Here is a 24,697-nt window from a genome sequence, read left to right on the forward strand (position 1 = left end):
TATCCGTCAGGGGCGATTTCTGGATCGCCTTCACATTCACAGAAACCGGTTACAGTAACCGGTTGCAGAGCGTGATGCAGAGATTAATACTGAGTGTGTAACTTCCCCTGTATCTAATAATAAGAGCTAATTATGAAACCATTCCGTTTGAGCAGTACCGCAGGTACACGATCCGGCAAGGTTGTGACGCTGATGTATGGAACAACGTGTGACGTGAGAACGTCCGAAACGAACGTCTGACAGGAGATCTGCTATGTCTGCCAACCATGCTGCATTTAATCTGATTTTCCGCTTCGTTGAAAATTATGTCAGCCCTATTGCCGGGCGCATCTCTTCCCAGCGTCACGTTATGGCGATTCGTGACGGGTTCATCTCGGCAATGCCGTTTATGATTGTCGGGTCGTTTTTATTAGTGTTCGCTTACCCACCTTTTTCGCCAGATACCACCTGGGGCTTTGCTCGCGCCTGGCTGGATATGGCGAAGCAGTTTGAAGGTCAAATTCTGACGCCGTTTGATATGACGATGGGGGTGATGTCCCTCTATATCTGTGCGGCTATCGCCTACAACCTGGGCAAACATTACGTTAAAACCCATCAGCTGGATCCGTTCATGTGTGCGATGCTGTCGCTGATGGCGTTCCTGCTGGTCGCCGCCCCTAAAACCAAAGGCGCCTTACCGGTTGATAGCCTTGGAGGGACCGGGATTTTCACCGCGATCCTGGTGGCGATTTACTGCGTTGAGATGATGCGTTTCCTGAAAGCACACAATATCGGAATCCGCCTGCCAGACCAGGTTCCGCCGATGATCAAAAACTCGTTTGACCTGCTGATCCCGGTGCTGGTGGTGGTGCTGACGCTTTATCCGCTGAGTCTGTTGATCCAGTCGCAGTTCGGTATGCTGATCCCACAGGCCATCATGTCGATATTCAAACCGCTGGTCTCTGCGGCGGACTCGCTACCAGCGATCCTGCTGGCGGTGCTGATTGGCCACCTGCTGTGGTTTGCCGGGATCCACGGTGCAGCGATTGTCTCGGGTATGCTGCAAATGTTCTGGCTGACGAACCTGGGGGCGAACCAGACCGCGCTGGCGGCGAGCCTGCCTTTACCACACATCTTTATGGAAGCCTTCTGGACGTTCTTTATTGTGATCGGTGGGTCAGGAGCGACGATGGGGTGGTGTTCTGTTACCTGCGTAGCCGCTCCGCGCACCTGCGCTCCATTGGACGTCTGAGCGTGGTGCCAAGCATTTTCAATATCAATGAACCGGTGATTTTTGGTACGCCGATTGTGATGAACCCGGTGTTCTTTATTCCTTTCCTGCTGGCGCCGATGGTCAATGCCGTACTGGCATGGGCAGCGATGAAGTTTGATCTGATTGGCCGCGTGATTTCCGTTGTGCCGTGGACGGCACCGGCTCCGGTTGGTGCCGCCTGGGCGCTGGGCTGGGATTTCCGTGCAGCCATTCTGGTGCTGGTTTTGGCCTGCGTTTCCGCCATTATCTATTTCCCGTTCTTCAAGGTGTACGAGAAACAGTTGCTTCAGCAGGAAGCGGAAGAAGCACAGCGTAATGGGGAAGAGGAAAATCAGCAGGTAGCCTAGATAAAAGCAAAACGGCAACGCAGGTTGCCGTTTTTAGTGTTTGCTCCCTCTCTCTGCGAGTTTCAGGCAGGGCCAGACTACTTAAGCGTGCAATCGCCGCACTGCTGGACATCCGGCAGACGGTAGCGCTGACAGCAGGTACGACGCACCAGAAGTCCCTCACGCGGAACCACGGTGCGGTAAAGAGGGTTATCCCGCCCATCCGACAGCTGTCTGGCAAAGAAACAGCTCTGACGCAGCGCATCCACTTTCTCGTCGCCGAGCAGCGGCTTCATCTCCGTTAAATACCAGTGGATAAGATACCCGGTATTACTCCAGATCAGTTTGCCGTTGATCTCCCCCGTCGCTTCCAGCGCATCAATGACCGGAACCAGCGCTCTTGTAATCAGTCGTTCCATACGCGCCTGCGCTGACAGGTGACTCGCGCTCGGATCTTCGTGTACATCAATCCAGAAACAGGCGGCGCGTCCGGTCTCATGGAATTCGACGTGGAAATGTTCCGACGAGAGATCGAGCATCGTTTCCTGGGTCAACAGGGCCAGCATGACAGGCGGCACCATCAGCCCGATATACCATTGTGCCCAGAGGGAAAGCAGCGGTTTATTTTCCCGCGCCAGCGTCGGTTGGTTACGATAAATATGGTCGGAATAGGTTGCCAGCAGTGACCGCAGCTCGGCAGGTCGTTGCCACTGAGTCAGCGTCAGAGCATGATGCGGCGGTGCTTCATCCAGTTTGATGAAATCCAGCAGATGGGCGCGTGTTACGGCGATTTTTTCCCGAATGGCATCCGCAAGCGTCGTTTCTCCGGCGGAGAGTGGAGCTCGCCAGAGCAGTGGCTCAACGATGTGTGCGGTACGAGTCGCCATAGTGTGGATTACAAATCTAAATGATAATGATTGCCAATCCTAACTATAGATAAAACCGAGCGCAAGCGTTTTATCCTGGCGCTGTGAAGGCGGTTTCAGGCGATATGAAGCTCGTCGCTCAGCAGAATGCTGTTGCGTCCCATATGCTTGGCTTCATAGAGGGCTTTATCGGCTTTCGCCAGTGCGCCATCAACGTCTTCACCTTCGAACATGGCTATGCCAATGCTGATGGTCACGTTAGTGGCGACGCTTTCGTTAAACATGTGGGGGATTTTGAGATCGTAAACCTTCTGACGTATGCGTTCAGCTGTCTGGCGCGCTTGCTCCAGTGGGATGTTACTTAACAGCACCATAAATTCTTCCCCGCCAAACCGGGCGACAACATCGCGTGAGCGCACGGCGTCGCGGATCGCAGCCGAGACCCTGATCAAGGCCTGATCGCCCATCATATGGCCGTAATGATCGTTGTAGGCTTTGAAATGGTCGATATCCATCAGCAGCACAAAGTGCTCGCCAGCGTCAGGCCTGGGGAGGTTCTCAAGCCGGCTTTGCAGCCCGCGACGGTTATATAGGCCGGTGAGCGGGTCCATCATGCTGAGATCGGTCAGGGTTTCACGCTCTTCGAGCAGTTCGGAAAGCAGCTCCTGGGCGAAACGGTCATTACGCCGCTGAAGAACATGATGGATACCAATGGCGACCACCGGCAGCGCGAAAAAATAGGCCATTCTCAGCCAGTTTTCGGACGGGCTAAGCCACAGGCAGGATATAAAAGCGGGAAATGAATGTAACGTAAAGGCTTTAATATTACTGGCGAAAGCCAGAGACCCTATAAAAAGCACTGTTAATAGCGCCATCATTAAATAGGTTGCGTGATCGTGCGTTATTAACAGAAATTTTGAGACGATCTGCCATGCCCATAAAAACCCAAAAATAGCTGAAACAGCAGGGATATTTATTTTTCGCGTGCTATTTTTCCAGTGCCAGATAAGTAAGCCAGTGCTGGCAGTCAATACGGCAAACAGGGGGACTGATAACACACGAACGGAATAGAGAGGGTTTGTTACCGAGAACAATGCTGATGCAGCGTTCAGAAATAAAAATAAACGTAAAGAAAGCTGATATTTGTTGTTGACTAAGGACAGCCAGGATTGTGATGTCATATGCGTGCGTTTTTATTAAAACTCAATTAAAACAATGAGCAAGGTGTTGTTATGTATTATTGGTCGCTACAAAATTGAATTTTTATTATCAGAAAAACGTTATCGGAAGTTAACAGGTGGGCAATTTATCACCTTACACATTCTCTGTCATTATGGGAAAGCAATTGCTGGCGCAATTTCTTACGTCGCATGCTGACAAGTGATAATTACTATCATATGATACTGGTTATCATTATCAGTGCGAGAGGTGAAACCATGTTGAGCAAAGCGCTGGGAAGTGGGTGGGGAATATTGCTGCCTGGTTCCATTATCGGTGGGCTGATGTTTGCCGATCTTCCCATTGATGTCTGGAAAGCAATGATTGTTTCGGGCTTGCTGGTGACATCCGCGATGATCTGGCACAAACAGTTACGGCATTACGTGCTGTTGCCATCATGCGTTGCGCTAATCAGTGGACTGCTGGTGATTCTGATGAGTTTGAAATAAAAGGGAAAAAAAGAGGTACTGCTGAAGGGATGTAAGATAATTGGTGCGAGGGGGGGGACTTGAACCCCCACGTCCGTAAGGACACTAACACCTGAAGCTAGCGCGTCTACCAATTCCGCCACCTTCGCACAGTCATCTTACTGGTTTGATATCGCCTCGTTGGTGCGAGGGGGGGGACTCGAACCCCCACATCCTAAGGACACTAACACCTGAAGCTAGCGCGTCTACCAATTCCGCCACCTTCGCCCAGTGCGAGCAATATCAACGTGATTTATGGTGCGAGGGGGGGGACTTGAACCCCCACGTCCGTAAGGACACTAACACCTGAAGCTAGCGCGTCTACCAATTCCGCCACCTTCGCATACCATCGACACTGTAAAAGTATCGTAACCACGGAGGCGCATTCTAGATGTTTTCAGCTTTACGTCAACAGAAAATTGCGCACGTTGTTTTGATTGCTGCAAAAATGGGCGATGGCAGCGTCAGCCATCGCCGGGCAGGGGAATTACTTTTTCGCCTGGCGCGTCATCACGGTGCGATACACCTTAAAGCGGCCTGTCTGGGCGATCACTTCGTGGAAGCCGAAGGTTTCATCCAGCACTTTCGGATACGCCAGGAAGGCATTCGCCACAATACGTAGCTCACCGCCGCTGTTAAGGTGACGGGTTGCGCCACGGATCAGCGTTTGCGCCGCTTCAAGGCTGGTTTCCATCCCGTCGTGGAACGGCGGGTTAGAGATGATCATGTCAAAGCGACCGGTCACGTCGGAGAAGACGTTGCTGGCGATCACTTCGCCTTCAATGCCGTTCGCAGTAAGCGTGGCGCGGCTGGCTTCTACCGCCGGGGCGCTCACGTCACACAGGGTTAAACGCACTTTTGGTGAGTGGCTGGCGAGAACCGTTGACAGCACGCCCGCGCCACAGCCGACATCCAGCACCTTGCCCTTGGTGTGCGGCGTCAGGGTGGACAGCAGCAGCTTGCTGCCCGTATCAAGCGCGTCACGGCTAAACACACCCGGCAGGGTTTTAATGGTCAGGCCGTCAAGCTGGTACTCGTCCCAGAAGGTGTTGGCATCAAAAGTGGTCTGTTTTTCCAGACGGCCATGATACAGGCCGCAGCGTCGGGCGCTGTCGATTTTCGTCAACGGCGCGTAGCCTTCGAGCATCTGCTCTGCGCTTCGCACCCCGCTGCGGTTCTCACCGACGACAAAAATATCGCAGCCGACCGGCAGCAGAGAAAGCAGGTTCATCAGCTGGAACTGGGCTTCCGGTTTGTTCTTCGGCCAGTAGTAAATGAGCGTATCGCAGTCAGCAATATCGCTCTGCTCCGCCACCAGGCTAAAGCGTGCGCGCTCGCCCATTTGGCGGCTCAGTACCTGCCAGTGGTGGTAGTATTGGGTGTGGGCACGGCTTTCAGCACAGTCGAAACGTGCGGGCAGGTCATCCTGCATATCTCCGGCAAACAGAATACGGCTTTCTTCGAAATCATCACTGTGACGCAGCAAGACTTCACTTGCCGGGGTAAATGCAGACATGAATTGTTCCTCAATAAACTCAGGCGGGGATTATAGTAGGTAGATGGCGCAGTTTCGACACATTTGCTATATTTGCGCGCCTGAGAGACAGGAGTTTTCGCTATGACATCCCGACGAGACTGGCAGTTGCAGCAGCTGGGCATCACCCAGTGGGCTTTGCGTCGCCCGACGGCGTTGCGGGGCGAAATAGCCATCTCCATCCCTGCGCATGTCCGCCTGGTGATGGTGGCAGAAGCGCCGCCTGCCCTGAACGAACCCCTGATTGAGGATGTCCTTCGCACCCTGAAGGTGACAAACGATCAGGTATTACAGCTGGCGCCCGAAAGCGTCGCGATGCTTCCCCCTGACAGCCGCTGTAACAGCTGGCGAATCGGGGCGGTGGATGAGCTACCTCTTGAAGGAAGCCAGATCAGCTCGCCAGCGCTGGACGAACTGAAAGCCAACCCAAAAGCGCGTAGCGCGCTATGGCAACAAATTTGCGAATATGAACACGATTTCTTCCCTCACGACGGCTGACCTGGCCACCGCGTTCGCGATTGAAACACGCGCCCATGCCTTTCCGTGGAGCGAAAAGACGTTTGCCAGCAATCAGGGCGAACGCTATTTAAATCTCCGCCTGGACGTTGACGGTGCGATGGCCGCGTTCGCCATCACGCAGGTCGTTCTGGACGAGGCGACGCTGTTTAATATCGCGGTCGATCCCGCTTACCAGCGCCGCGGGCTGGGCAGGGATCTGCTTGAGCACCTCATTCGTGAGCTGGAAACCCGTGACGTTTTCACCCTGTGGCTGGAGGTGCGCGCGTCCAATGTCGCCGCCATCGCGCTCTATGAAAGCTTAGGCTTCAACGAGGCGACTATCCGCCGTAACTACTACCCCACCGCAGAGGGACGTGAAGACGCCATTATCATGGCTCTGCCGATTGGATAACGAAAATAAGGTTGTAACGATGAAATGGGACTGGATTTTCTTTGATGCCGACGAAACGCTGTTTACGTTTGACTCGTTCGGCGGCCTACAGCGGATGTTTCTCGACTATAGCGTGACGTTCACCGCGGAAGATTTTCAGGACTATCAGGCGGTGAACAAGCCGCTGTGGGTGGATTACCAGAACGGAGCCATCACCGCGTTACAGCTTCAGCATCAGCGTTTTGACGTCTGGGCTGAACGGTTAAACATCAGTCCTGGGGTGCTGAACGAGGCCTTCCTGAATGCGATGGCGGATATCTGCGCGCCGCTGCCCGGCGCCGTTTCTCTGCTGGATTCGCTGAAAGGGAAGGTGAAGCTTGGGATCATTACCAACGGCTTTACCGCGCTTCAGCAGATCCGCCTTGAACGCACTGGCTTGCGCGATCATTTCGACGCGCTGGTGATCTCCGAAGAGGTAGGCGTGCCGAAGCCGGATCCGCGTATTTTCGATTATGCGCTGGCGCAAGCGGGCAATCCTGACCGCGATCGCGTGCTGATGGTGGGGGATACGGCAGAATCTGATATTCTGGGAGGTATGAGATCGGGCCTGTCGACCGTCTGGCTGAATGCGCATGGCCGCACGCTGCCGGAAGGCATCGAGCCGACCTGGACCGTAACGTCATTGAACGAACTGGAGCAGCTCCTGTGTAAACAATGATTGCCTGCCCCCTGTTGATGGGTAAAATAGCCGCATTTTTCGTATTCCATGATGCGCGGCCTGCTGCCGCGCTTACCTAAGAAGAATTGATTATGACGTTGTCTCCTTATCTGCAAGAGGTGGCCAAACGCCGCACTTTTGCCATTATCTCGCACCCGGATGCCGGTAAAACGACCATCACCGAGAAGGTGCTGCTGTTCGGACAGGCGATCCAGACCGCGGGTACCGTTAAAGGCCGTGGCTCCAGCCAGCATGCTAAATCCGACTGGATGGAGATGGAAAAGCAGCGTGGTATTTCGATTACCACCTCCGTGATGCAGTTCCCGTATCATGACTGCCTGGTGAACCTGCTGGACACCCCGGGGCACGAAGACTTCTCCGAAGATACCTACCGTACCCTGACGGCCGTGGACTGCTGCCTGATGGTGATCGACGCCGCGAAAGGTGTTGAAGATCGTACCCGCAAGCTGATGGAAGTCACTCGTCTGCGCGATACGCCGATCCTTACCTTTATGAACAAACTCGACCGTGACATCCGTGATCCGATGGAGCTGATGGATGAAGTGGAAAACGAGCTGAAAATCGCCTGCGCGCCAATCACCTGGCCGATTGGCTGCGGCAAGCTGTTCAAAGGGGTTTACCACCTCTATAAAGACGAAACCTACCTGTATCAGACCGGTAAGGGCCACACTATTCAGGAAGTCCGCATCGTGAAAGGGCTGGACAACCCGGAGCTGGACGCCGCTGTCGGTGAAGAGCTGGCCGCGCAACTGCGCGATGAGCTTGAGCTGGTCAAAGGCGCCTCTCACGAGTTCGACAGAGAACTGTTCCTGAGCGGTGACATTACCCCGGTCTTCTTCGGTACCGCACTCGGCAACTTCGGCGTTGACCATATGCTCGACGGTCTGGTTGAGTGGGCCCCGCAGCCGATGCCGCGTAAAACCGACACCCGCGAAGTAGAAGCGAAGGAAGAGAAGTTCTCCGGCTTCGTCTTTAAAATTCAGGCCAACATGGACCCGAAACACCGTGACCGCGTCGCCTTTATGCGCGTGGTTTCCGGTAAGTACGAAAAGGGCATGAAGCTGCGTCAGGTGCGTATTGGTAAAGACGTAGTGATTTCCGACGCGCTGACCTTCATGGCGGGCGACCGTTCCCACGTGGAAGAAGCCTATCCGGGTGACATCATTGGTTTACACAACCACGGTACCATTCAGATCGGCGATACCTTCACGCAGGGCGAGATGATGAAGTTCACCGGTATCCCGAACTTCGCGCCGGAACTGTTCCGTCGCATTCGCCTGCGCGATCCGCTTAAGCAGAAGCAGCTGCTGAAAGGCCTGGTCCAGCTTTCGGAAGAGGGGGCTGTACAGGTGTTCCGCCCTATCGCCAACAACGATCTGATCGTGGGCGCGGTGGGTGTGCTCCAGTTTGACGTGGTAGTTGCCCGTCTTAAGAGCGAGTACAACGTGGAAGCGATTTACGAATCGGTGAACGTGGCGACCGCGCGCTGGGTTGAATGTTCAGACGTGAAGAAATTCGAAGAGTTTAAGCGTAAGAACGAAGTTCAGCTGGCGCTGGACGGTGGCGATAATCTGACCTATATCGCCCCGACTATGGTTAACCTGAACCTGACGCAGGAACGTTATCCCGACGTTCAGTTCCGCAAAACGCGCGAGCATTAATTCCCTCACAGAGCACGGCAGCCGCCGTGCTCTTCTTTAATTCCAGTGTTATTAAACCCTTGCGGAATGTTCTTAATTCAACGTAATTTTTCGCTATTCGTTCGTTTTTTCCCCAATTCTGAATGCACCCCTCTGATTGTGATCTATATTTAACTCAGTGTTTAGCACCGGGCGTGGATGAATTAACTGTTCAATGCATGTCCACTGGTTCTCCATTTCGCCCGTGTGTTAATTCGCAATATATAAAACCAAGATTTAGGGAAGTATGTCGCCCAAATAACGGGCAAAACACAGGAATAAATCGATGAATATGACAAGACTGAAGATTTCTAAAACTCTGCTGGCCGTAACGTTGGGTAGTGTCCTGGTAAGCGGTTCTGCTCTGGCGGAATCCAGCACCATGGATAAAGCGCAAAATACCGCTAATACCGCAGGGGAAAAAATCGATAGCTCTATGAATAAAGTCGGTAATTTCATGGATGACAGCTCTATCACAGCAAAAGTGAAAGCCGCACTGGTGGATCATGAATCCATTAAGAGCACCGATATTTCTGTTAAAACCGACAACAAGGTTGTCACTCTGAGCGGTTTCGTTGAAAGCCAGACCCAGGCTGAAGAGGCCGTTAAAGTAGCGAAAGGCGTTGAGGGCGTAAGCTCTGTAAGCGACAAACTGCACGTACGTGACAGCAAAGAATCGTCGGTGAAGGGCTATGCCGGAGATGCAGCAACTACCAGCGAAATCAAAGCTAAACTGTTAGCTGACGACATCGTGCCATCCCGTATGGTGAAAGTTGAAACCACCGATGGCGTGGTCCAGCTGTCCGGTACGGTTGAGAACCAAGCACAAAGCGATCGTGCCGAGTCAATTGCGAAAGCTATTGATGGTGTGAAAAGCGTCAAAAACGATCTGAAAACGAAGTAAAGCAGTACCACTCGCCCGTCTGGCTGAAAACCGCGGGCGAAATAAAAACGACTCTGGAAAAGCCGGTGAGTGACCTGAGCGCTCACGTTTAGCGGCCGACATTAACTATGGTAAAGGAGAGGCTTATGTTTCGTTGGGGCATTATATTTCTGGTTATCGCGTTAATTGCCGCCGCATTGGGCTTTGGTGGACTGGCGGGTACCGCGGCATGGGCAGCGAAAATTGTTTTCGTCGTCGGTATTATTCTGTTCCTGGTCAGCCTGTTTACGGGTCGACGTCGCCCGTAGCAAACGCAATAGTTATTAAACAAACTCAAGCCAGTCCTCGTGACTGGCTTTTTCTCGTTTGAGAACCATCGGGAATGTGCGTTACTGTGTCTCATCAAAATAATGAAAACAGGAAGGCAGAGGTGGGGCAACGAATTCCCGTGACGCTCGGCAATATTGCGCCGCTGACGTTAAAACCGTTTCATGCAGGCCAGCTTGCGCTGGTCTGTGAAGGGGGTGGGCAGCGCGGTATTTTCACCGCCGGCGTACTCGACGAATTTATGCGCGCGCAATTCAACCCGTTCGATCTCTACTTCGGTACCTCTGCCGGGGCGCAGAACCTCTCCGCCTATGTCTGCAACCAGCCCGGCTATGCGCGCAAAGTGATTATGCGCTACACCACCTCCAAAGAATTCTTCAATCCGGTACGCTTCGTGCGCGGCGGGAACCTGATCGATCTCGACTGGTTACTGGATGCCACCTCCAGCCAGATGCCGCTGGCCATGGATACCGCGTCACGACTGTTCGATACCGGCAAAGCGTTCTGGATGTGCGCCAGCCGTGGCGATGACTATTCACCGGGTTACTTTTCGCCGCAGAAAGAGAACTGGCTGGATATCATTCGCGCTTCCAGCGCGATCCCGGGTTTCTACCGTACCGGCGCGCTGCTGGAGGGGATAAACTATCTTGACGGCGGTATCAGCGACGCGGTGCCGGTACAGGAGGCCGCACGGCGCGGGGCGAAAACCATTGTGGTGATCCGCACGGTGCCTTCTCAGATGTATTACACCCCACAGTGGTTTAAGCGGATGGAACGCTGGCTGGGCGACAGCAGCCTGCAACCGCTGGTGAATATCGCGAAGCAGCATGAAACCACCTACGGCGCGATGCAGCGTTTTATTGAAAAACCACCGGGCAAGCTGCGCATCTTTGAAATTTACCCGCCGAAGCCGCTGCTGAGCATGGCGCTGGGCAGTCGGCTGCCTGCGTTGCGTATGGATTACAAAACGGGGCGGCTATGCGGGCGATACTTCCTGGCGACCATCGGGAAAATGCTGGCCGAGCAACCGCCTCTTCATCGGCATAAAAGCATCATATTGCCACCCGCTAGTGTGGCCAATGACGCGGTGGCGATGCCGTTGGTGGACGCGCCGCAGGCCAACGACGGCATACTCGATAACGAGGACCTGGCGTGACGCACTCTTTTATCGATACCCATTGCCACTTTGATTTCCCGCCGTTTAGCGGGGAGGAAACGTCAAGTATTGCGCGTGCGGCTGAGGCCGGTGTGAGAGCCATTATTGTGCCCGCTATTGAAGCGGCGAGATTCGAGAAAGTCCTGGCGCTTGCCCAGGGTCACGATGCGCTGTATGCCGCGCTGGGTCTGCATCCGATCGTGATTGAGCACCATCTTGATGACCATCTCGACAGGCTGGATGCCACGCTGCAAAACGCGGATACGAAGCTGGTTGCCATCGGTGAGATCGGCCTCGATCTCTATCGTGAAGATCCGCAGTTTGAACGCCAGCAGACGATCCTGGATGCGCAGCTCCGGCTGGCAAAGCGCCACGATCTGCCGGTGATCCTCCACTCCAGGCGCACCCATGACAAACTGGCGATGCACCTGAAGCGCATCGACGTGCCGCGCAGGGGCGTGGTCCATGGTTTCGCTGGAAGCCTTCAGCAGGCGCAGCGTTTTATCGAGCTGGGCTATAAAATTGGTGTCGGTGGCACTATCACCTATCCGCGTGCCAGCAAAACCCGGGATGTGATGGCGCAGCTCCCCCTGTCTTCGCTCCTGCTGGAAACGGATGCCCCTGACATGCCGCTCAATGGTTTTCAGGGCCAGCCCAACCGCCCGGAGCAGGCGGCGCGCGTTTTTGATGTGCTGTGTGAGCTGCGTCAGGAGCCTGAAGATGTGATTGCCAGCGCGCTGCTGGAAAATACTCGCGCAGTCTTCGGCATCACGCTATAGATAAAGGGCCGGGCGGATCACCGTGATCTGCTGCCGTTCCAGGGCCTGCGCCAGCGGCTCGATGTCCTCCGGCGCGGCGCTCCGCCATCGCGCCGCCTCCCCGTAAACCCCATGGGCATGAAACGCGTTGATCCGCACCGGAACGTTCCCCAACGCGTGGATAAAAGCGGTCAGCGATGACAAATGTTGCAGATAATCACACCGATCGGGGATCACCAGCAGGCGCAGCTCCGTCAGGCGATGACGATCGGCCAGCCAGCGGATGCTCTGCTTGATCAGCGTGTTTTCACGCCCGGTCAGAAAACGGTGATGTTCATTGCCCCAGGCTTTCAGATCCACCATCGCGCCGTCAAACACCGGTAACAGCTTTTGCCAGCCGGTTTCGTTTAACAGGCCGTTGCTGTCCACCAGGCACGTCAGATGGCGCAGGGACGGATCGGCTTTGATCGCGGTGAACAGCGCAACCACAAACGGCAGCTGCGTGGTGGCCTCACCCCCACTGACGGTCACGCCCTCAATAAACGGCGCGGACGTGCGGATCCGTGAGAGGATCTCCTCGACGCTGTATCGCTGCGCCATCGGCGTCGCCTGCTGCTGACACAGGTGCAGGCAGGTATCGCACTGCTGACAGTGACTCTCCTGCCACCAGACGCGCCCGGCCTGAATCGTCAGCGCATCATGAGGACAGTGGGGAACACAGTCGCCGCAGTCGTTGCAGCGCCCGATGGTCCACGGGTTGTGGCAGGTTTTGCAGCGCAGGTTACAGCCCTGGAGGAACAGCGCCAGGCGGCTGCCCGGCCCGTCCACGCAGGAGAAGGGAATAACCTGACTAACTAAAGCGCATCTGCTGTTCATGGCTTATCACGCGTGGCTGACGTTCCAGAATACGGGTATTGCGCGCGGCCTCCTCGCCGAGCCAGGTGGTGTTGGTGCGCGAGCCGGCCTCCCGATATTTCTCCAGGTCGGAGAGCCGCACCATATACCCGGTGACGCGCACCAGGTCGTTTCCGGCCACATTCGCGGTGAACTCACGCATACCGGCGTTGAACGCTCCCAGGCACAGCTGCACCACCGCCTGAGGATTGCGTTTAACCGTCTCATCCAGGGTGAGAATATCGCTGATCCCCGAATGATAGTGTTTATGGTGCGGGGCTACGGCCAGCAGGTGGCTGATGGGATCTGGCTCGTCACCGTACGGCAGACGCGCCCCCGGCGTGGTGCCTGAATCAGAACTGATCCCTGACTGCGCGTGCAGCATCGCGTGGTGCTGCCAGCCGTGTTTCACCGGCGTGTTTTCAACGAACGCCGCCAGCTGTTCACTGATGCGGTAACCCAGCGCATTGGCCTGCTCGTTTTTACCGTACCGTCCCGTAATGCCTGCTTTCTCGCACAGCACGTTTACCGCTTCGGCCAGACCGTACATGCCAAACATCGGTACAAAACGATCGGCATCAATCAGCCCCTCTTTCACCAGGAAGCTATTCTCAAAGAAGCCGGATTGTTCATATAAAAAATCGCAGCGCGCATTAATGATCGCGATTTGTTGCTGGCAGTAGTGGGGAAGGGTACGGGTGAAAAAGTCTTCCGGTGAGCGGCTGTGCTCCGCAATCGCTTTCAGGTTAAGGCGCACCAGCGTGCTGCCGCCGCCCGCCAGCGGCAGGGAGTTGTAACAGCTCACCACGCCATAACGACCTTTTGTGAAAATTTTATCATTCACCGGGCCATTGGAAATATGCGGCTTACTGCACTCACAAATGTTTTTCGCCACGCTCAGCAGCAGATCGTCAGGGGTGACGTCCGGGTCGTAAATAAAGGTCAGGTTCGGCGCGACCTGCTTCAGATCTGCGTCCGCTCGCAAAATAGCACGCGTGACGGGCGTATCCGCCGGGCCGATATTGGCATGCATAAAGGCATCGGGCAGGGTTCTGTCCAGGTAACGCCAGAAACGTTTTATTCGGCTATCGATTTCATCCTGTGTTAGAATTTTAACATATGGGTTGAGTATCTCATCGAGCTGACCCAGATAGACTGGCATCGATGTGACGGACGGAACATGGTGATAAAGGATAGTGAGCAGTGAGAGGGCATCATCCAGATCTTTCGCCCCTTCCAGCTCCAGCCATTCTGAGCCGTTAGCCAGAAATTTAGCGTAGTCCGGCAGCACGTACCGCGGTTTGTAAGGCGCATGACCTTCGAACATGTCGCAGATGTATCCCTCGTCCAGCGCGGCGCGGGCCGCCTCTGGCAGAGCGGGATAGAACAGATTGTTCTCCGCTTCCAGCGCCAGAAAATGACGTTTTTGTTCCGGGGTTAACACCGGGCTGGTCACAATGTGCAGGCAACGTTGTTGCAGGGCGTCGGGCATGTTCAACTTCCTTGAGGGTTCTGCGGATGGTGAACGAATTGTAAGAAGCCAGCCTGCCGGGGCTTTTGATCCGACAGGGGGTATCGCTGTTTTTGTCGGCGGTTGACGCATGAAAGTTTGAAGAAGATCTCATTACAGTAATGCAAATTTGCACACAGTTTTCATTAACTGTGATGAATGTCGAAGTGTGGATGCGGGTGAATGTTAGAATACTCACAGACCCGCAAGGTAAAATTTATACGGCACTGCCGTTGGAGAATGTTATGACCGATTTAACTGCAAGCAGCCTGCGCGCGTTGAAACTGATGGACCTGACCACCCTGAATGATGACGACACCAATGAAAAAGTCATCGCCCTGTGCCATCAGGCAAAAACGCCAGTGGGTAATACCGCCGCCGTCTGTATCTACCCGCGTTTTATCCCGATTGCCCGCAAAACGCTGAAAGAACAGGGCACGCCGGACGTGCGCATTGCGACCGTGACTAACTTCCCGCACGGTAATGACGACATCGAGATCGCGCTGGCGGAAACCCGCGCTGCGATTGCGTACGGCGCAGACGAAGTTGACGTGGTTTTCCCGTACCGCGCGCTGATCGCCGGCAACGAGCAGGTCGGTTTTGACCTGGTGAAAGCCTGTAAAGACGCATGTGCGGCGGCAAACGTGCTGCTTAAAGTGATCATCGAAACCGGCGAGCTGAAAGAAGAGGCGCTGATTCGTAAAGCGTCTGAAATCGCTATCAAAGCGGGCGCGGATTTCATTAAAACCTCTACCGGTAAAGTGCCGGTCAACGCGACTCCGGAAAGCGCGCGCATCATGATGGAAGTTATCCGTGATATGGGCGTGTCCAAAACCGTTGGCTTCAAACCGGCAGGCGGCGTGCGTACCGCAGAAGACGCGCAGCAGTTTCTGGCGATTGCCGACGAGCTGTTCGGCGCCGACTGGGCGGACTCCCGCCACTACCGCTTCGGCGCGTCCAGCCTGCTGGCCAGCCTGCTGAAAGCGCTGGGTCACGGTGACGGTAAGAGCGCAAGCAGCTACTAAGTTTGAATTGCCGGGTGGCGCTACGCTAACCCGGCCTACAGGATCGTAGGGCGGGTCAACATACCCGCCGCCATTCACCCGATTCCGCATGGAGGTTACCGTGTTTCTCGCACAAGAAATTATTCGTAAAAAACGTGATGGTCATGCATTAAGCGACGAAGAGATCCGCTTCTTTATCAACGGCATTCGTGATAACACCATCTCTGAAGGGCAGATTGCGGCTCTGGCGATGACCATTTTCTTCCACGATATGTCGATGCCTGAGCGCGTGTCCCTGACCATGGCGATGCGAGATTCAGGAACCGTTCTGGACTGGAAAAGCCTTAACCTCAACGGCCCGATTGTGGACAAACACTCCACCGGCGGTGTGGGCGACGTGACCTCCCTGATGCTTGGCCCGATGGTGGCAGCCTGCGGCGGTTACATCCCGATGATTTCCGGGCGCGGCCTGGGTCATACCGGCGGTACGCTCGACAAACTGGAAGCCATTCCGGGCTTCGATATCTTCCCGGATGACAACCGCTTCCGCGACATTATTAAAGACGTTGGCGTGGCGATTATCGGCCAGACCAGCTCTCTTGCGCCAGCAGACAAGCGTTTCTACGCGACGCGTGACATTACCGCGACCGTAGACTCCATCCCGCTGATCACCGCCTCTATCCTCGCCAAAAAGCTGGCGGAAGGGCTGGACGCGCTGGTGATGGATGTGAAAGTGGGCAGCGGCGCGTTTATGCCGACCTATGAACTCTCTGAGGCGCTGGCTGAAGCGATCGTTGGCGTTTCCAACGGCGCGGGCGTGCGCACCACCGCACTGCTGACGGACATGAACCAGGTGCTGGCGTCCAGCGCCGGTAACGCCGTTGAAGTCCGCGAGGCCGTGCAGTTCCTCACAGGCGAATACCGTAACCCGCGCCTGTTCGATGTCACCATGGCGCTGTGCGTTGAGATGTTAATCTCCGGCAAGCTGGCCAAAGACGACGCGGAAGCCCGCGCGAAGCTTCAGGCTGTGCTGGACAACGGCAAAGCGGCGGAGATCTTTGGTCGGATGGTGGCGGCGCAGAAAGGCCCGACCGACTTCGTGGAAAACTACGCGAAATACCTGCCCACCGCGATGCTCAGCAAAGCGGTCTATGCGGACAGTGAAGGCTTTGTCTCGGCTATGGATACCCGCGCGCTCGGCATGGCGGTCGTGTCTATGGGCGGCGGTCGTCGTCAGGCATCGGACACCATTGATTACAGCGTCGGCTTTACCGATATGGCCCGTCTGGGCGACAGCGTTGACGGCCAACGTCCGCTGGCGGTGATCCACGCGAAAGACGAAGCCAGCTGGCAGGACGCGGCGAAAGCGGTGAAGGCGGCAATAACTCTTGACGATAAAGCACCGGAAACCACACCGACGGTCTATCGTCGTATCACTGAATAGCGGTATACTGATCTGATCGCATTTTTATGAAGCACTAAGTACGGAGAACAATTATGAAACGTGCATTTATTATGGTGCTGGACTCATTCGGCATCGGCGCAACCGAAGATGCAGAACGTTTTGGTGACGTGGGTTCCGATACCCTGGGTCACATCGCGGAAGCCTGTGCAAAAGGCGAAGCGGACAACGGTCGTAAAGGCCCTCTGAACCTGCCAAACCTGACCCGCCTCGGGCTGGTAAAAGCGCATGAAGGTTCTACCGGTAAAATCGCAGCCGGTATGGACGGAAACGCGGAAGTGGTGGGCGCCTACGCGTGGGCGCACGAGCTCTCTTCCGGTAAAGATACGCCGTCCGGTCACTGGGAAATCGCTGGCGTGCCGGTGCTGTTTGACTGGGGTTACTTCTCCGATCACGAGAACAGCTTCCCGCAGGAGCTGCTCGATAAGCTGGTGAAGCGCGCCAACCTGCCGGGCTACCTCGGCAACTGCCACTCTTCCGGTACCGTGATTCTGGATCAGCTCGGCGAAGAGCACATGAAAACCGGCAAACCGATTTTCTATACCTCTGCTGACTCTGTGTTCCAGATCGCCTGCCACGAAGAGACGTTTGGCCTGGATAAACTGTACGAGCTGTGCGAGATCGCCCGTGAAGAGCTGACCGAAGGCGGCTACAACATTGGCCGTGTTATCGCGCGTCCGTTTATCGGCGACAAAGCGGGTAACTTCCAGCGTACCGGCAACCGTCACGATCTGGCCGTGGAGCCACCGGCGCCGACCGTGCTGCAAAAACTCGTCGACGAGAAAGACGGCCAGGTCGTTTCCGTAGGTAAAATCGCGGACATCTACGCTAACTGCGGCATCACCAAAAAGGTCAAAGCGACCGGTCTGGATGCGCTGTTCGACGCCACCATCAAAGAGATGAAAGAAGCGGGCGACAAGACCATTGTCTTCACCAACTTCGTGGACTTCGACTCCTCCTGGGGTCACCGTCGCGACGTCGCCGGGTATGCTGCGGGTCTGGAGCTGTTTGACCGCCGTCTGCCAGAGCTGATGGAGCTGGTGGGGGAAGATGACATTCTGATCCTGACCGCTGACCATGGCTGTGACCCGACCTGGACCGGTACCGACCACACCCGTGAGCACATCCCGGTGCTGGTGTACGGCCCGAAAGTCAAACCGGGCTCGCTGGGTCATCGTGAAACCTTCGCGGACATCGGCCAGACGATTGCGAAATACTTTGGTACGTCTGACATGGAATATGGCAAGGCTATGTTCTAAACGGATTGGGTGAGGCCTGATGCCCTCACCCCGACCCTCTCCCACAGGGAGAGGGAGAAGAGAATGTAGGCCGGGTAAGGCGCAGCCGCCACCCGGCAAAAACAACAATGTAAAAGGAACTGAAGATGGCAACTCCTCACATTAATGCAGAAATGGGTGATTTCGCTGACGTCGTATTGATGCCGGGCGACCCGCTGCGCGCGAAACACATTGCAGAAACCTTCCTCGAAGACGTGCGTGAAGTGAACAACGTGCGTGGCATGCTGGGCTTCACCGGTACCTATAAAGGCCGCAAAATCTCCGTGATGGGTCACGGCATGGGTATCCCATCCTGCTCCATCTACACCAAAGAGCTGATCACCGATTTCGGCGTGAAGAAAATCATCCGTGTCGGCTCCTGCGGCGCGGTGCGCATGGACGTTAAGCTGCGTGACGTGGTGATCGGCATGGGCGCGTGCACCGACTCTAAAGTCAACCGCATTCGCTTTAAAGATCATGACTTTGCGGCCATCGCTGACTTTGACATGGTGCGTAACGCGGTTGACGCAGCAAAAGCGCTGGGCGTTGACGCGCGCGTGGGCAACCTGTTCTCTGCCGATCTGTTCTACTCGCCAGAAGGCGACATGTTCGACGTGATGGAAAAATACGGCATTCTGGGCGTGGAAATGGAAGCGGCCGGTATCTACGGCGTGGCGGCTGAATTCGGTGCGAAAGCGCTGACCATCTGCACCGTGTCTGACCATATCCGTACTCACGAGCAGACCACCGCTGCCGAGCGTCAGACCACCTTCAACGACATGATCAAAATCGCGCTGGAATCCGTTCTGCTGGGCGATAAAGAGTAAGAGCTGTTGTGCCGGGTGGCGGCCTCGCCTGACCCGGCCTACGGTTTTGTAGGCCCGCTAAGCGCAGCGCCAGCGGGCTTTTTTACTAGCGCACGGCCTGAGCAATCCACGCCGATACATCCCGCAGCTCTTTTTCCTGCTCCGGAAAATCCCCAATTAATGCATCACACTCCTGCTGCAGCATATCCGCCCGATACAGACAGCCCTGTAAACGTGCGGCCAGCGCCTCCAGCGGTGCAGGATTGAGACTATCCGTAAAGACCTGCGTGCGGGTAATATGGCCCTTCTCCACGTCAAAGTGCAGCTCCACGCCGCCCCAGGTAAACCGTTCGTCCAGCAGGTGTGAAAACGCCGGTGCCTGACCGAAGTTCCACTCCCAGCTGCTCTGGCGCGCAAAGGTTTCCGCGAAATTTGGCAGGTCCGGGGTTTTATCCGGAGAAATCACCTCGGCTTCTACGCGTTCACCGTAATGCTTGAAAAAGGCTTCACGGATTGCATCGCAAATCTGCTCATGAGTAATCCCCGGCAGCAGATCCACCAGATTCGCCACGCGACCGCGCACGGAGGTAATGCCTTTCGCCTGGAGCTTTTTCTTGTCCGGGTTTAGATAGTTTGCCAGACGGCTCAGATCGGCATTCAGCAATAATGTGCCGTGGTGGAATCCGCGATCCATCGTTTCGCGGTAGGCTGAGCCTGACACTTTCCGGTCGCCTTCAGGTGTTTTCACCACCAGATCGTTACGACCCGAAGCTTCAGCCGTCACGCCGAGCGAATTGAGCGCGTTGAGCACAATGGAGGTCGAGATGGTTTTGTCGTATTCCGGCTTGCCCGCCATAAAGGTAAAGCAGGTGTTGCCGAGATCGTGGAATACCGCACCGCCGCCGCTGCTGCGGCGCGCCAGGCGGACGTTGTCCTCTTCCATACGGCGGGTGTTACACTCTTTCCACGGATTTTGCGCGCGGCCAATAACGACCGTATCAGCGTTGCGCCAGAGAAACAGGACGCGCTGGGTGGCGGGCATCTGGCGGAAGATGCACTCTTCCACCGCGAGATTAAACCAGGGATCGTAAGAGTCAGAGATAAGCAGGCGTAACGTCGACATGGCAGAGTTCCTTTTCCGAATCATCCGCCTACTTTATCACTATTCTTTCTTCTCGCTCTCTTCCTCTTCGGGAACTGACTTGCTGGCGGTTAACAGGAACGGCGACTGCTGCCAGCGGGTGCGCTTGCCTTGCAGCAGCGTGCGCGCCAGTACCACGCCAATCGCCAGCGAGAGCAGCAGCATCAGGCGCAAAATATTGGTGGTGTTATCCACCTGTTTGGCTTCGGTTGGCAGGGTGTGGGTGTCGAGTGTCAGACGTAAATAGCCGAGTGGGCCATTCTTGCCCTGAATGGGTTCAACGATTTGTTGATTGAAATAACCGCCAGCTTTTTTGCCGTCCAGCGCCAGCCTGTCGCGCACGTCGACATGCTCACCCGCGCGGGCAATCAGGTCGCCCTGTTCATCGTACACGCCCGCATCCAGAATGCGGCTGTTTTCCGTAAGCTGGCGCAATACCTGCGCTATCCGCTTGTCATCCGGCGTTTCGGTGCGCATAGACGGCGCAACGTTGAGCGTCACCTGGCGCGCCAGCGTACGGGCCAGTTCTTCAAACTGTGGGTTACGCTGTCGTTGGTGATTCTGGCTAAACCAGGATGCCCCCTGCATAAGCGCCACTAATAGTGCGAGACAGATCAGGACAATCACGGCGCGATGAAGCCGGAATTTCAGTTTTGCGCGAGCCATATTCCACCTGCTTAAAATTTACGGCTTAATGTTGCCAGAAGTGATGGTTACAGGGTAGCCTCATGCGTTATTTTCCCTCTGGAACCTTCCGGCACGAACGAAATTACAGGAGCTTCAATGCCGAACATTACCTGGTGCGACCTGCCAACGGATGTCTCTTTATGGCCAGGATTGCCGCTCTCTTTAAGTGGCGATGAGGTGATGCCTCTCGATTACCACGCTGGCCGTAGCGGCTGGCTGCTGTACGGACGCGGCCTGGATAAGCAACGCCTCACCCAGTATCAAACTAAACTGGGCGCAGCGATGGTCATCGTTGCGGCCTGGTGCGTGGAAGATTATCAGGTTATTCGCCTGGCGGGTTCCCTGACGCAGCGCGCCACGCGTCTGGCGCACGACGCCGGGCTGGACGTTGCTCCGCTCGGCAAAATTCCGCACCTGAAAACGCCTGGCCTGCTGGTGATGGACATGGACTCCACCGCCATTCAGATCGAGTGTATTGACGAGATTGCTAAACTGGCGGGCAGCGGCGAGCTGGTGGCGGAAGTCACCGAGCGCGCGATGCGCGGCGAGCTGGATTTCACCGCCAGCCTGAGACAGCGCGTGGCGACCCTGAAGGGGGCCGATGCTAACATTTTGCGTCAGGTGCGCGATGAACTGCCCCTGATGCCAGGGCTGACGCAGCTGGTGCTCAAGCTGGAGACGCTCGGCTGGAAAGTGGCGATTGCCTCCGGTGGGTTCACCTTCTTTGCCGATTACCTGCGTGACAAGCTGCGTCTGACCACCGTGGTGGCAAACGAGCTGGAGATCATGGACGGCAAACTCACCGGACAAGTGATTGGCGACATCGTGGATGCGCAGTACAAAGCCAATACGCTGACGCGTCTGGCGGAGAAATACGCCATTCCGGTCGAACAGACCGTCGCCATCGGCGATGGCGCGAACGATCTGCCGATGATCAAAGTTGCCGGACTGGGTATTGCCTACCACGCCAAGCCGAAAGTGAATGAAAAGACGGAAGTCACTATCCGTCATGCTGACCTGATGGGCGTGTTCTGCATTCTCTCCGGCAGCATTAATCAAAAATAGCGGCCTGCTTTTGTAGGCCGGGTAAGCGTCAGCGCTATCCGGCGCGCAGACCGCACAGAAATAACGAGGTAAACCGTGGCGAAAGCTCCAAAACGCGCATTTGTCTGTAATGAATGTGGTGCGGATTATCCGCGCTGGCAGGGGCAATGCAGCGCCTGTCATGCCTGGAACACCATCACCGAAGTGCGTGGTGTGGCGGCTTCGCCGAGCGTGGCCCGCAATGAACGCCTGAGCGGCTATGCGGGCAATGCAGGCGTGTCGAAGGTACAAAAACTTTCGGATATCAGCCTTGAGGCGCTGCCGCGCTTCTCAACCGGATTCAAAGAATTTGACCGCGTGCTCGGCGGTGGCGTAGTGCCGGGCAGCGCTATTCTCATCGGCGGTAACCCGGGCGCGGGTAAATCCACCCTGCTGCTGCAAACGCTCTGCAAGCTCGCCGAACAGATGAAAACCCTGTACGTCACGGGCGAAGAGTCACTCCAGCAGGTGGCGATGCGCGCGCACCGCCTCGGTCTGCCGACCGGCAATCTGAATATGCTCTCGGAAACCAGCATCGAGCAGATCTGCATGATTGCCGAAGAAGAGCAGCCGAAGCTCATGGTGATCGACTCCATCCAGGTGATGCACATGGCGGACATTCAGTCGTCACCGGGGAGCGTGGCGCAGGTGCGTGAAACGGCTGCGTACTTAACGCGCTTTGCCAAAACGCGCGGCGTAGCGATAGTGATGGTGGGCCACGTCACCAAAGACGGCTCGCTGGCCGGCCCGAAAGTGCTTGAGCACTGTATCGACTGCTCGGTGATGCTCGACGGCGATGCGGATTCCCGTTTTCGTACCCTGCGCAGCCATAAAAACCGCTTCGGCGCGGTGAATGAACTGGGCGTGTTTGCCATGACCGAGCAGGGGCTGCGCGAAGTCAGCAACCCGTCGGCCATCTTCCTGAGCCGTGGCGACGAAATTACGTCCGGTAGTTCGGTGATGGTGCTGTGGGAGGGGACGCGTCCGCTGCTGGTTGAAATTCAGGCGCTGGTGGATCACTCGATGATGGGTAATCCGCGGCGCGTGGCGGTCGGTCTGGAACAGAACCGCCTGGCGATCCTGCTGGCGGTGTTGCACCGTCACGGCGGCCTGCAAATGGCGGATCAGGACGTGTTCGTCAACGTGGTTGGTGGGGTGAAGGTTACGGAAACCAGCGCGGATCTGGCGCTGTTGCTGGCGATGGTCTCCAGCCTGCGCGACAGACCGTTGCCGCAGGATCTGGTGGTATTTGGCGAAGTAGGGCTGGCGGGCGAAATTCGCCCGGTGCCGAGCGGTCAGGAGCGTATCTCCGAAGCGGCAAAACATGGCTTCCGCCGCGCAATTGTTCCGGCCGCCAACGTGCCGAAAAAAATTCCGGAAGGGATGCAGGTTTTTGGCGTTAAAAAACTCGCAGATGCGTTAAATGTCTTTGACGACTTATAATTACGTATTCGATTTTGCAGGAGGCACCGTAATTTATGTCATCATTTGACTACATCAAGACCGCTATCCGCCAGAAGGGCTGCACGTTACAGCAGGTAGCGGACGCCAGCGGCATGACCAAGGGCTACCTGAGCCAACTGCTGAACGCCAAAATCAAAAGCCCCAGCGCGCAGAAGCTGGAAGCGCTGCACCGTTTTCTGGGGCTTGAATTTCCGCGGATGCAAAAGAACATTGGCGTGGTGTTCGGTAAGTTCTACCCGCTGCATACCGGGCATATCTATCTGATCCAGCGCGCCTGTAGCCAGGTCGACGAGCTGCATATCATCATGGGTTATGATGAAACCCGCGATCGCCAGCTGTTTGAAGACAGCGCCATGTCGCAGCAGCCCACCGTGCCGGACCGCCTGCGCTGGCTGCTTCAGACCTTTAAGTATCAGAAAAATATTCGTATTCATGCCTTTAACGAAGAGGGCATGGAGCCGTACCCGCACGGCTGGGACGTGTGGAGCAACGGCATCAAAGCGTTTATGGAAGAGAAGGGCATTGCGCCTAACTGGATCTACACCTCTGAAGAGTCCGACGCGCCACAGTTCCGCGAGCATCTGGGTATCGAAACCGTGCTGATCGATCCTAAACGCACCTTTATGAACATCAGCGGGGCGCAGATCCGCGAGAACCCGTTCCGCTACTGGGACTACATTCCGACCGAGGTGAAGCCGTTCTTCGTGCGTACGGTGGCGATCCTCGGCGGCGAGTCGAGCGGGAAATCGACGCTGGTGAATAAGCTGGCGAATATCTTCAATACCACCAGTGCGTGGGAGTATGGCCGCGATTACGTCTTCTCACACCTCGGTGGTGACGAGATGGCATTACAGTATTCCGACTACGATAAAATCGCGCTCGGTCATGCCCAGTACATTGATTTTGCGGTGAAATACGCCAATAAAGTCGCCTTTATTGATACCGATTTCGTCACCACGCAGGCGTTCTGTAAAAAGTACGAAGGACGCGAGCACCCGTTTGTGCAGGCGCTGATTGATGAATACCGCTTTGACCTGGTGATCCTGCTGGAAAACAACACCCCATGGGTTGCCGACGGCATGCGCAGCCTGGGCAGCTCGGTGGACAGGCGGGAGTTCCAGACCATGCTGGTGGAGATGCTTAACGAGAACAACGTTGAGTTTGTGCATGTGGAAGAGTCGGACTACGATTCCCGCTTCCTGCGCTGCGTCGAGCTGGTGAAAGAGATGATGGGTGAGCAGGGGTAAAAGATTTACCCCTCACCCTAACCCTCTC

The 24,697-nt window shown here is 55.7% G+C and carries 23 protein-coding genes, 3 tRNA genes and 1 pseudogene; 17 read left to right on the plus strand and 10 right to left on the minus strand.

Annotated features, from left to right (window positions below; all coding sequences use genetic code 11):
- The first annotated feature begins 253 nt into the window (after positions 1-253).
- Positions 254-1,599: pseudogene (locus tag L2Y28_RS03075) on the plus strand (PTS sugar transporter subunit IIC).
- Between the two features lie 77 nt (positions 1,600-1,676).
- Here the strand turns inward: L2Y28_RS03075 and fhuF are convergent.
- Positions 1,677-2,465: a siderophore-iron reductase FhuF gene (fhuF, locus tag L2Y28_RS03080; RefSeq protein ID WP_022646974.1), complete on the minus strand. Its 789-nt coding sequence runs from the start codon at positions 2,463-2,465 to the stop codon at positions 1,677-1,679.
- Positions 2,466-2,560: 95 nt separating this feature from the next.
- Positions 2,561-3,625, minus strand: a complete 1,065-nt coding sequence (locus tag L2Y28_RS03085) for a GGDEF domain-containing protein (protein WP_022646975.1) — start codon at positions 3,623-3,625, stop codon at positions 2,561-2,563.
- Between the two features lie 216 nt (positions 3,626-3,841).
- Here L2Y28_RS03085 and L2Y28_RS03090 point away from each other — a divergent pair, with 216 nt between their 5' ends.
- A complete protein-coding gene (locus tag L2Y28_RS03090; RefSeq protein WP_026080652.1) occupies positions 3,842-4,111 on the plus strand; it encodes a DUF1435 domain-containing protein in 270 nt (89 codons plus the stop codon).
- Positions 4,112-4,152: 41 nt separating this feature from the next.
- On the opposite strand, the gene L2Y28_RS03095 is transcribed toward L2Y28_RS03090, so the two are convergent.
- From L2Y28_RS03095 to rsmC, 4 genes are all read right to left on the minus strand, one after another.
- Positions 4,153-4,239 (minus strand) — tRNA-Leu (locus L2Y28_RS03095).
- 32 nt (positions 4,240-4,271) lie between these two features.
- Positions 4,272-4,357: transfer RNA gene (locus L2Y28_RS03100), tRNA-Leu, on the minus strand.
- 28 nt (positions 4,358-4,385) lie between these two features.
- A tRNA-Leu gene (locus L2Y28_RS03105) sits at positions 4,386-4,472 on the minus strand.
- 144 nt (positions 4,473-4,616) lie between these two features.
- The gene (gene rsmC / locus L2Y28_RS03110; protein WP_022646977.1) at positions 4,617-5,645 is read right to left on the minus strand and encodes a 16S rRNA (guanine(1207)-N(2))-methyltransferase RsmC; all 1,029 of its coding nucleotides are present in this window, start codon (positions 5,643-5,645) and stop codon (positions 4,617-4,619) included.
- A gap of 102 nt (positions 5,646-5,747) precedes the next feature.
- On the opposite strand from rsmC, the gene L2Y28_RS03115 reads away from it, so the two are divergent.
- The 8 genes from L2Y28_RS03115 to L2Y28_RS03150 all read left to right on the plus strand — a co-directional run bounded on the left by L2Y28_RS03115 (position 5,748) and on the right by L2Y28_RS03150 (position 12,115).
- Entirely contained in the window at positions 5,748-6,161 is a 414-nt protein-coding gene (locus tag L2Y28_RS03115; RefSeq protein ID WP_022646978.1) for a DNA polymerase III subunit psi, read from the plus strand.
- The gene (gene rimI / locus L2Y28_RS03120; protein ID WP_022646979.1) at positions 6,130-6,573 is read left to right on the plus strand and encodes a ribosomal protein S18-alanine N-acetyltransferase; all 444 of its coding nucleotides are present in this window, start codon (positions 6,130-6,132) and stop codon (positions 6,571-6,573) included. The genes L2Y28_RS03115 and rimI overlap by 32 nt, the downstream gene beginning before the upstream one ends.
- Positions 6,574-6,592: 19 nt before the next feature.
- Positions 6,593-7,270, plus strand: coding sequence for a pyrimidine 5'-nucleotidase (yjjG, locus tag L2Y28_RS03125; protein ID WP_022646980.1), 678 nt, complete (start codon positions 6,593-6,595; stop codon positions 7,268-7,270).
- Between the two features lie 92 nt (positions 7,271-7,362).
- Positions 7,363-8,952 carry a peptide chain release factor 3 gene (gene prfC, locus L2Y28_RS03130; RefSeq protein ID WP_022646981.1) on the plus strand — a complete coding sequence of 530 codons (1,590 nt, stop codon included), beginning with the start codon at positions 7,363-7,365 and terminating at the stop codon, positions 8,950-8,952.
- Between the two features lie 304 nt (positions 8,953-9,256).
- Complete coding sequence (gene osmY, locus L2Y28_RS03135) at positions 9,257-9,874, plus strand: molecular chaperone OsmY (RefSeq protein WP_022646982.1); 618 nt, start codon at positions 9,257-9,259, stop codon at positions 9,872-9,874.
- Positions 9,875-9,999: 125 nt separating this feature from the next.
- The gene (locus L2Y28_RS03140) at positions 10,000-10,161 is read left to right on the plus strand and encodes a DUF1328 domain-containing protein (RefSeq protein ID WP_003856556.1); all 162 of its coding nucleotides are present in this window, start codon (positions 10,000-10,002) and stop codon (positions 10,159-10,161) included.
- Positions 10,162-10,283: 122 nt separating this feature from the next.
- Positions 10,284-11,336, plus strand: coding sequence for a patatin family protein (locus L2Y28_RS03145; RefSeq protein WP_022646983.1), 1,053 nt, complete (start codon positions 10,284-10,286; stop codon positions 11,334-11,336).
- A complete protein-coding gene (locus tag L2Y28_RS03150; protein WP_022646984.1) occupies positions 11,333-12,115 on the plus strand; it encodes a TatD family hydrolase in 783 nt (260 codons plus the stop codon). The genes L2Y28_RS03145 and L2Y28_RS03150 overlap by 4 nt, the downstream gene beginning before the upstream one ends.
- Here the strand turns inward: L2Y28_RS03150 and L2Y28_RS03155 are convergent.
- Positions 12,110-12,970 (minus strand): YjjW family glycine radical enzyme activase, encoded by an 861-nt coding sequence (locus tag L2Y28_RS03155; protein WP_022646985.1) that lies wholly within the window; start codon positions 12,968-12,970, stop codon positions 12,110-12,112. The genes L2Y28_RS03150 and L2Y28_RS03155 overlap by 6 nt on opposite strands.
- A complete protein-coding gene (locus L2Y28_RS03160) occupies positions 12,945-14,480 on the minus strand; it encodes a YjjI family glycine radical enzyme (protein WP_022646986.1) in 1,536 nt (511 codons plus the stop codon). The genes L2Y28_RS03155 and L2Y28_RS03160 overlap by 26 nt, the downstream gene beginning before the upstream one ends.
- A 263-nt stretch (positions 14,481-14,743) precedes the next feature.
- On the opposite strand from L2Y28_RS03160, the gene deoC reads away from it, so the two are divergent.
- The 4 genes from deoC (at position 14,744) to deoD (ending at position 19,068) form a co-directional block, all read left to right on the plus strand.
- Positions 14,744-15,523, plus strand: a complete 780-nt coding sequence (gene deoC, locus L2Y28_RS03165) for a deoxyribose-phosphate aldolase (protein WP_022646987.1) — start codon at positions 14,744-14,746, stop codon at positions 15,521-15,523.
- A 100-nt stretch (positions 15,524-15,623) separates the two neighbouring features.
- The gene (gene deoA / locus L2Y28_RS03170) at positions 15,624-16,946 is read left to right on the plus strand and encodes a thymidine phosphorylase (protein ID WP_022646988.1); all 1,323 of its coding nucleotides are present in this window, start codon (positions 15,624-15,626) and stop codon (positions 16,944-16,946) included.
- Positions 16,947-16,999: 53 nt separating this feature from the next.
- Entirely contained in the window at positions 17,000-18,223 is a 1,224-nt protein-coding gene (gene deoB / locus L2Y28_RS03175) for a phosphopentomutase (protein WP_022646989.1), read from the plus strand.
- Between the two features lie 125 nt (positions 18,224-18,348).
- A complete protein-coding gene (gene deoD, locus L2Y28_RS03180) occupies positions 18,349-19,068 on the plus strand; it encodes a purine-nucleoside phosphorylase (RefSeq protein WP_003856538.1) in 720 nt (239 codons plus the stop codon).
- An 85-nt stretch (positions 19,069-19,153) separates the two neighbouring features.
- Here deoD and lplA read toward each other — a convergent pair whose 3' ends face one another.
- Both lplA and L2Y28_RS03190 read right to left on the minus strand, forming a co-directional pair.
- The gene (lplA, locus tag L2Y28_RS03185; RefSeq protein WP_022646990.1) at positions 19,154-20,170 is read right to left on the minus strand and encodes a lipoate--protein ligase LplA; all 1,017 of its coding nucleotides are present in this window, start codon (positions 20,168-20,170) and stop codon (positions 19,154-19,156) included.
- A 39-nt stretch (positions 20,171-20,209) separates the two neighbouring features.
- Positions 20,210-20,854, minus strand: a complete 645-nt coding sequence (locus tag L2Y28_RS03190) for a YtjB family periplasmic protein (RefSeq protein ID WP_015572615.1) — start codon at positions 20,852-20,854, stop codon at positions 20,210-20,212.
- Positions 20,855-20,971: 117 nt separating this feature from the next.
- On the opposite strand from L2Y28_RS03190, the gene serB reads away from it, so the two are divergent.
- From serB to nadR, 3 genes are all read left to right on the plus strand, one after another.
- Entirely contained in the window at positions 20,972-21,940 is a 969-nt protein-coding gene (gene serB, locus L2Y28_RS03195) for a phosphoserine phosphatase (protein ID WP_003856524.1), read from the plus strand.
- Positions 21,941-22,015: 75 nt separating this feature from the next.
- Positions 22,016-23,401 carry a DNA repair protein RadA gene (gene radA / locus L2Y28_RS03200; RefSeq protein WP_003856523.1) on the plus strand — a complete coding sequence of 462 codons (1,386 nt, stop codon included), beginning with the start codon at positions 22,016-22,018 and terminating at the stop codon, positions 23,399-23,401.
- A 35-nt stretch (positions 23,402-23,436) separates the two neighbouring features.
- The gene (gene nadR, locus L2Y28_RS03205; RefSeq protein ID WP_015572616.1) at positions 23,437-24,669 is read left to right on the plus strand and encodes a multifunctional transcriptional regulator/nicotinamide-nucleotide adenylyltransferase/ribosylnicotinamide kinase NadR; all 1,233 of its coding nucleotides are present in this window, start codon (positions 23,437-23,439) and stop codon (positions 24,667-24,669) included.
- Positions 24,670-24,697: the final 28 nt, after the last annotated feature.

It is taken from the genome of Enterobacter sp. JH25, from assembly GCF_021725435.1.
Taxonomy (GTDB): Bacteria; Pseudomonadota; Gammaproteobacteria; order Enterobacterales; family Enterobacteriaceae; genus Enterobacter; species Enterobacter intestinihominis.

Bases quoted from the DNA above. Each gene is read 5' to 3' on its own strand.
- fhuF (WP_022646974.1), bottom strand. From the start codon at position 2,465: ATGGCGACTCGTACCGCACACATCGTTGAGCCACTGCTCTGGCGAGCT.
- deoB (WP_022646989.1), top strand. From the start codon at position 17,000: ATGAAACGTGCATTTATTATGGTGCTGGACTCATTCGGCATCGGCGCA.
- serB (WP_003856524.1), top strand. From the start codon at position 20,972: ATGCCGAACATTACCTGGTGCGACCTGCCAACGGATGTCTCTTTATGG.
- L2Y28_RS03160 (WP_022646986.1), bottom strand. From the start codon at position 14,480: ATGCCCGACGCCCTGCAACAACGTTGCCTGCACATTGTGACCAGCCCG.
- rsmC (WP_022646977.1), bottom strand. From the start codon at position 5,645: ATGTCTGCATTTACCCCGGCAAGTGAAGTCTTGCTGCGTCACAGTGAT.
- deoC (WP_022646987.1), top strand. From the start codon at position 14,744: ATGACCGATTTAACTGCAAGCAGCCTGCGCGCGTTGAAACTGATGGAC.
- L2Y28_RS03085 (WP_022646975.1), bottom strand. From the start codon at position 3,625: ATGACATCACAATCCTGGCTGTCCTTAGTCAACAACAAATATCAGCTT.
- L2Y28_RS03140 (WP_003856556.1), top strand. From the start codon at position 10,000: ATGTTTCGTTGGGGCATTATATTTCTGGTTATCGCGTTAATTGCCGCC.
- deoD (WP_003856538.1), top strand. From the start codon at position 18,349: ATGGCAACTCCTCACATTAATGCAGAAATGGGTGATTTCGCTGACGTC.
- rimI (WP_022646979.1), top strand. From the start codon at position 6,130: ATGAACACGATTTCTTCCCTCACGACGGCTGACCTGGCCACCGCGTTC.
- L2Y28_RS03190 (WP_015572615.1), bottom strand. From the start codon at position 20,854: ATGGCTCGCGCAAAACTGAAATTCCGGCTTCATCGCGCCGTGATTGTC.
- yjjG (WP_022646980.1), top strand. From the start codon at position 6,593: ATGAAATGGGACTGGATTTTCTTTGATGCCGACGAAACGCTGTTTACG.
- L2Y28_RS03115 (WP_022646978.1), top strand. From the start codon at position 5,748: ATGACATCCCGACGAGACTGGCAGTTGCAGCAGCTGGGCATCACCCAG.
- L2Y28_RS03090 (WP_026080652.1), top strand. From the start codon at position 3,842: ATGATACTGGTTATCATTATCAGTGCGAGAGGTGAAACCATGTTGAGC.
- L2Y28_RS03155 (WP_022646985.1), bottom strand. From the start codon at position 12,970: ATGAACAGCAGATGCGCTTTAGTTAGTCAGGTTATTCCCTTCTCCTGC.
- lplA (WP_022646990.1), bottom strand. From the start codon at position 20,170: ATGTCGACGTTACGCCTGCTTATCTCTGACTCTTACGATCCCTGGTTT.
- nadR (WP_015572616.1), top strand. From the start codon at position 23,437: ATGTCATCATTTGACTACATCAAGACCGCTATCCGCCAGAAGGGCTGC.
- osmY (WP_022646982.1), top strand. From the start codon at position 9,257: ATGAATATGACAAGACTGAAGATTTCTAAAACTCTGCTGGCCGTAACG.
- prfC (WP_022646981.1), top strand. From the start codon at position 7,363: ATGACGTTGTCTCCTTATCTGCAAGAGGTGGCCAAACGCCGCACTTTT.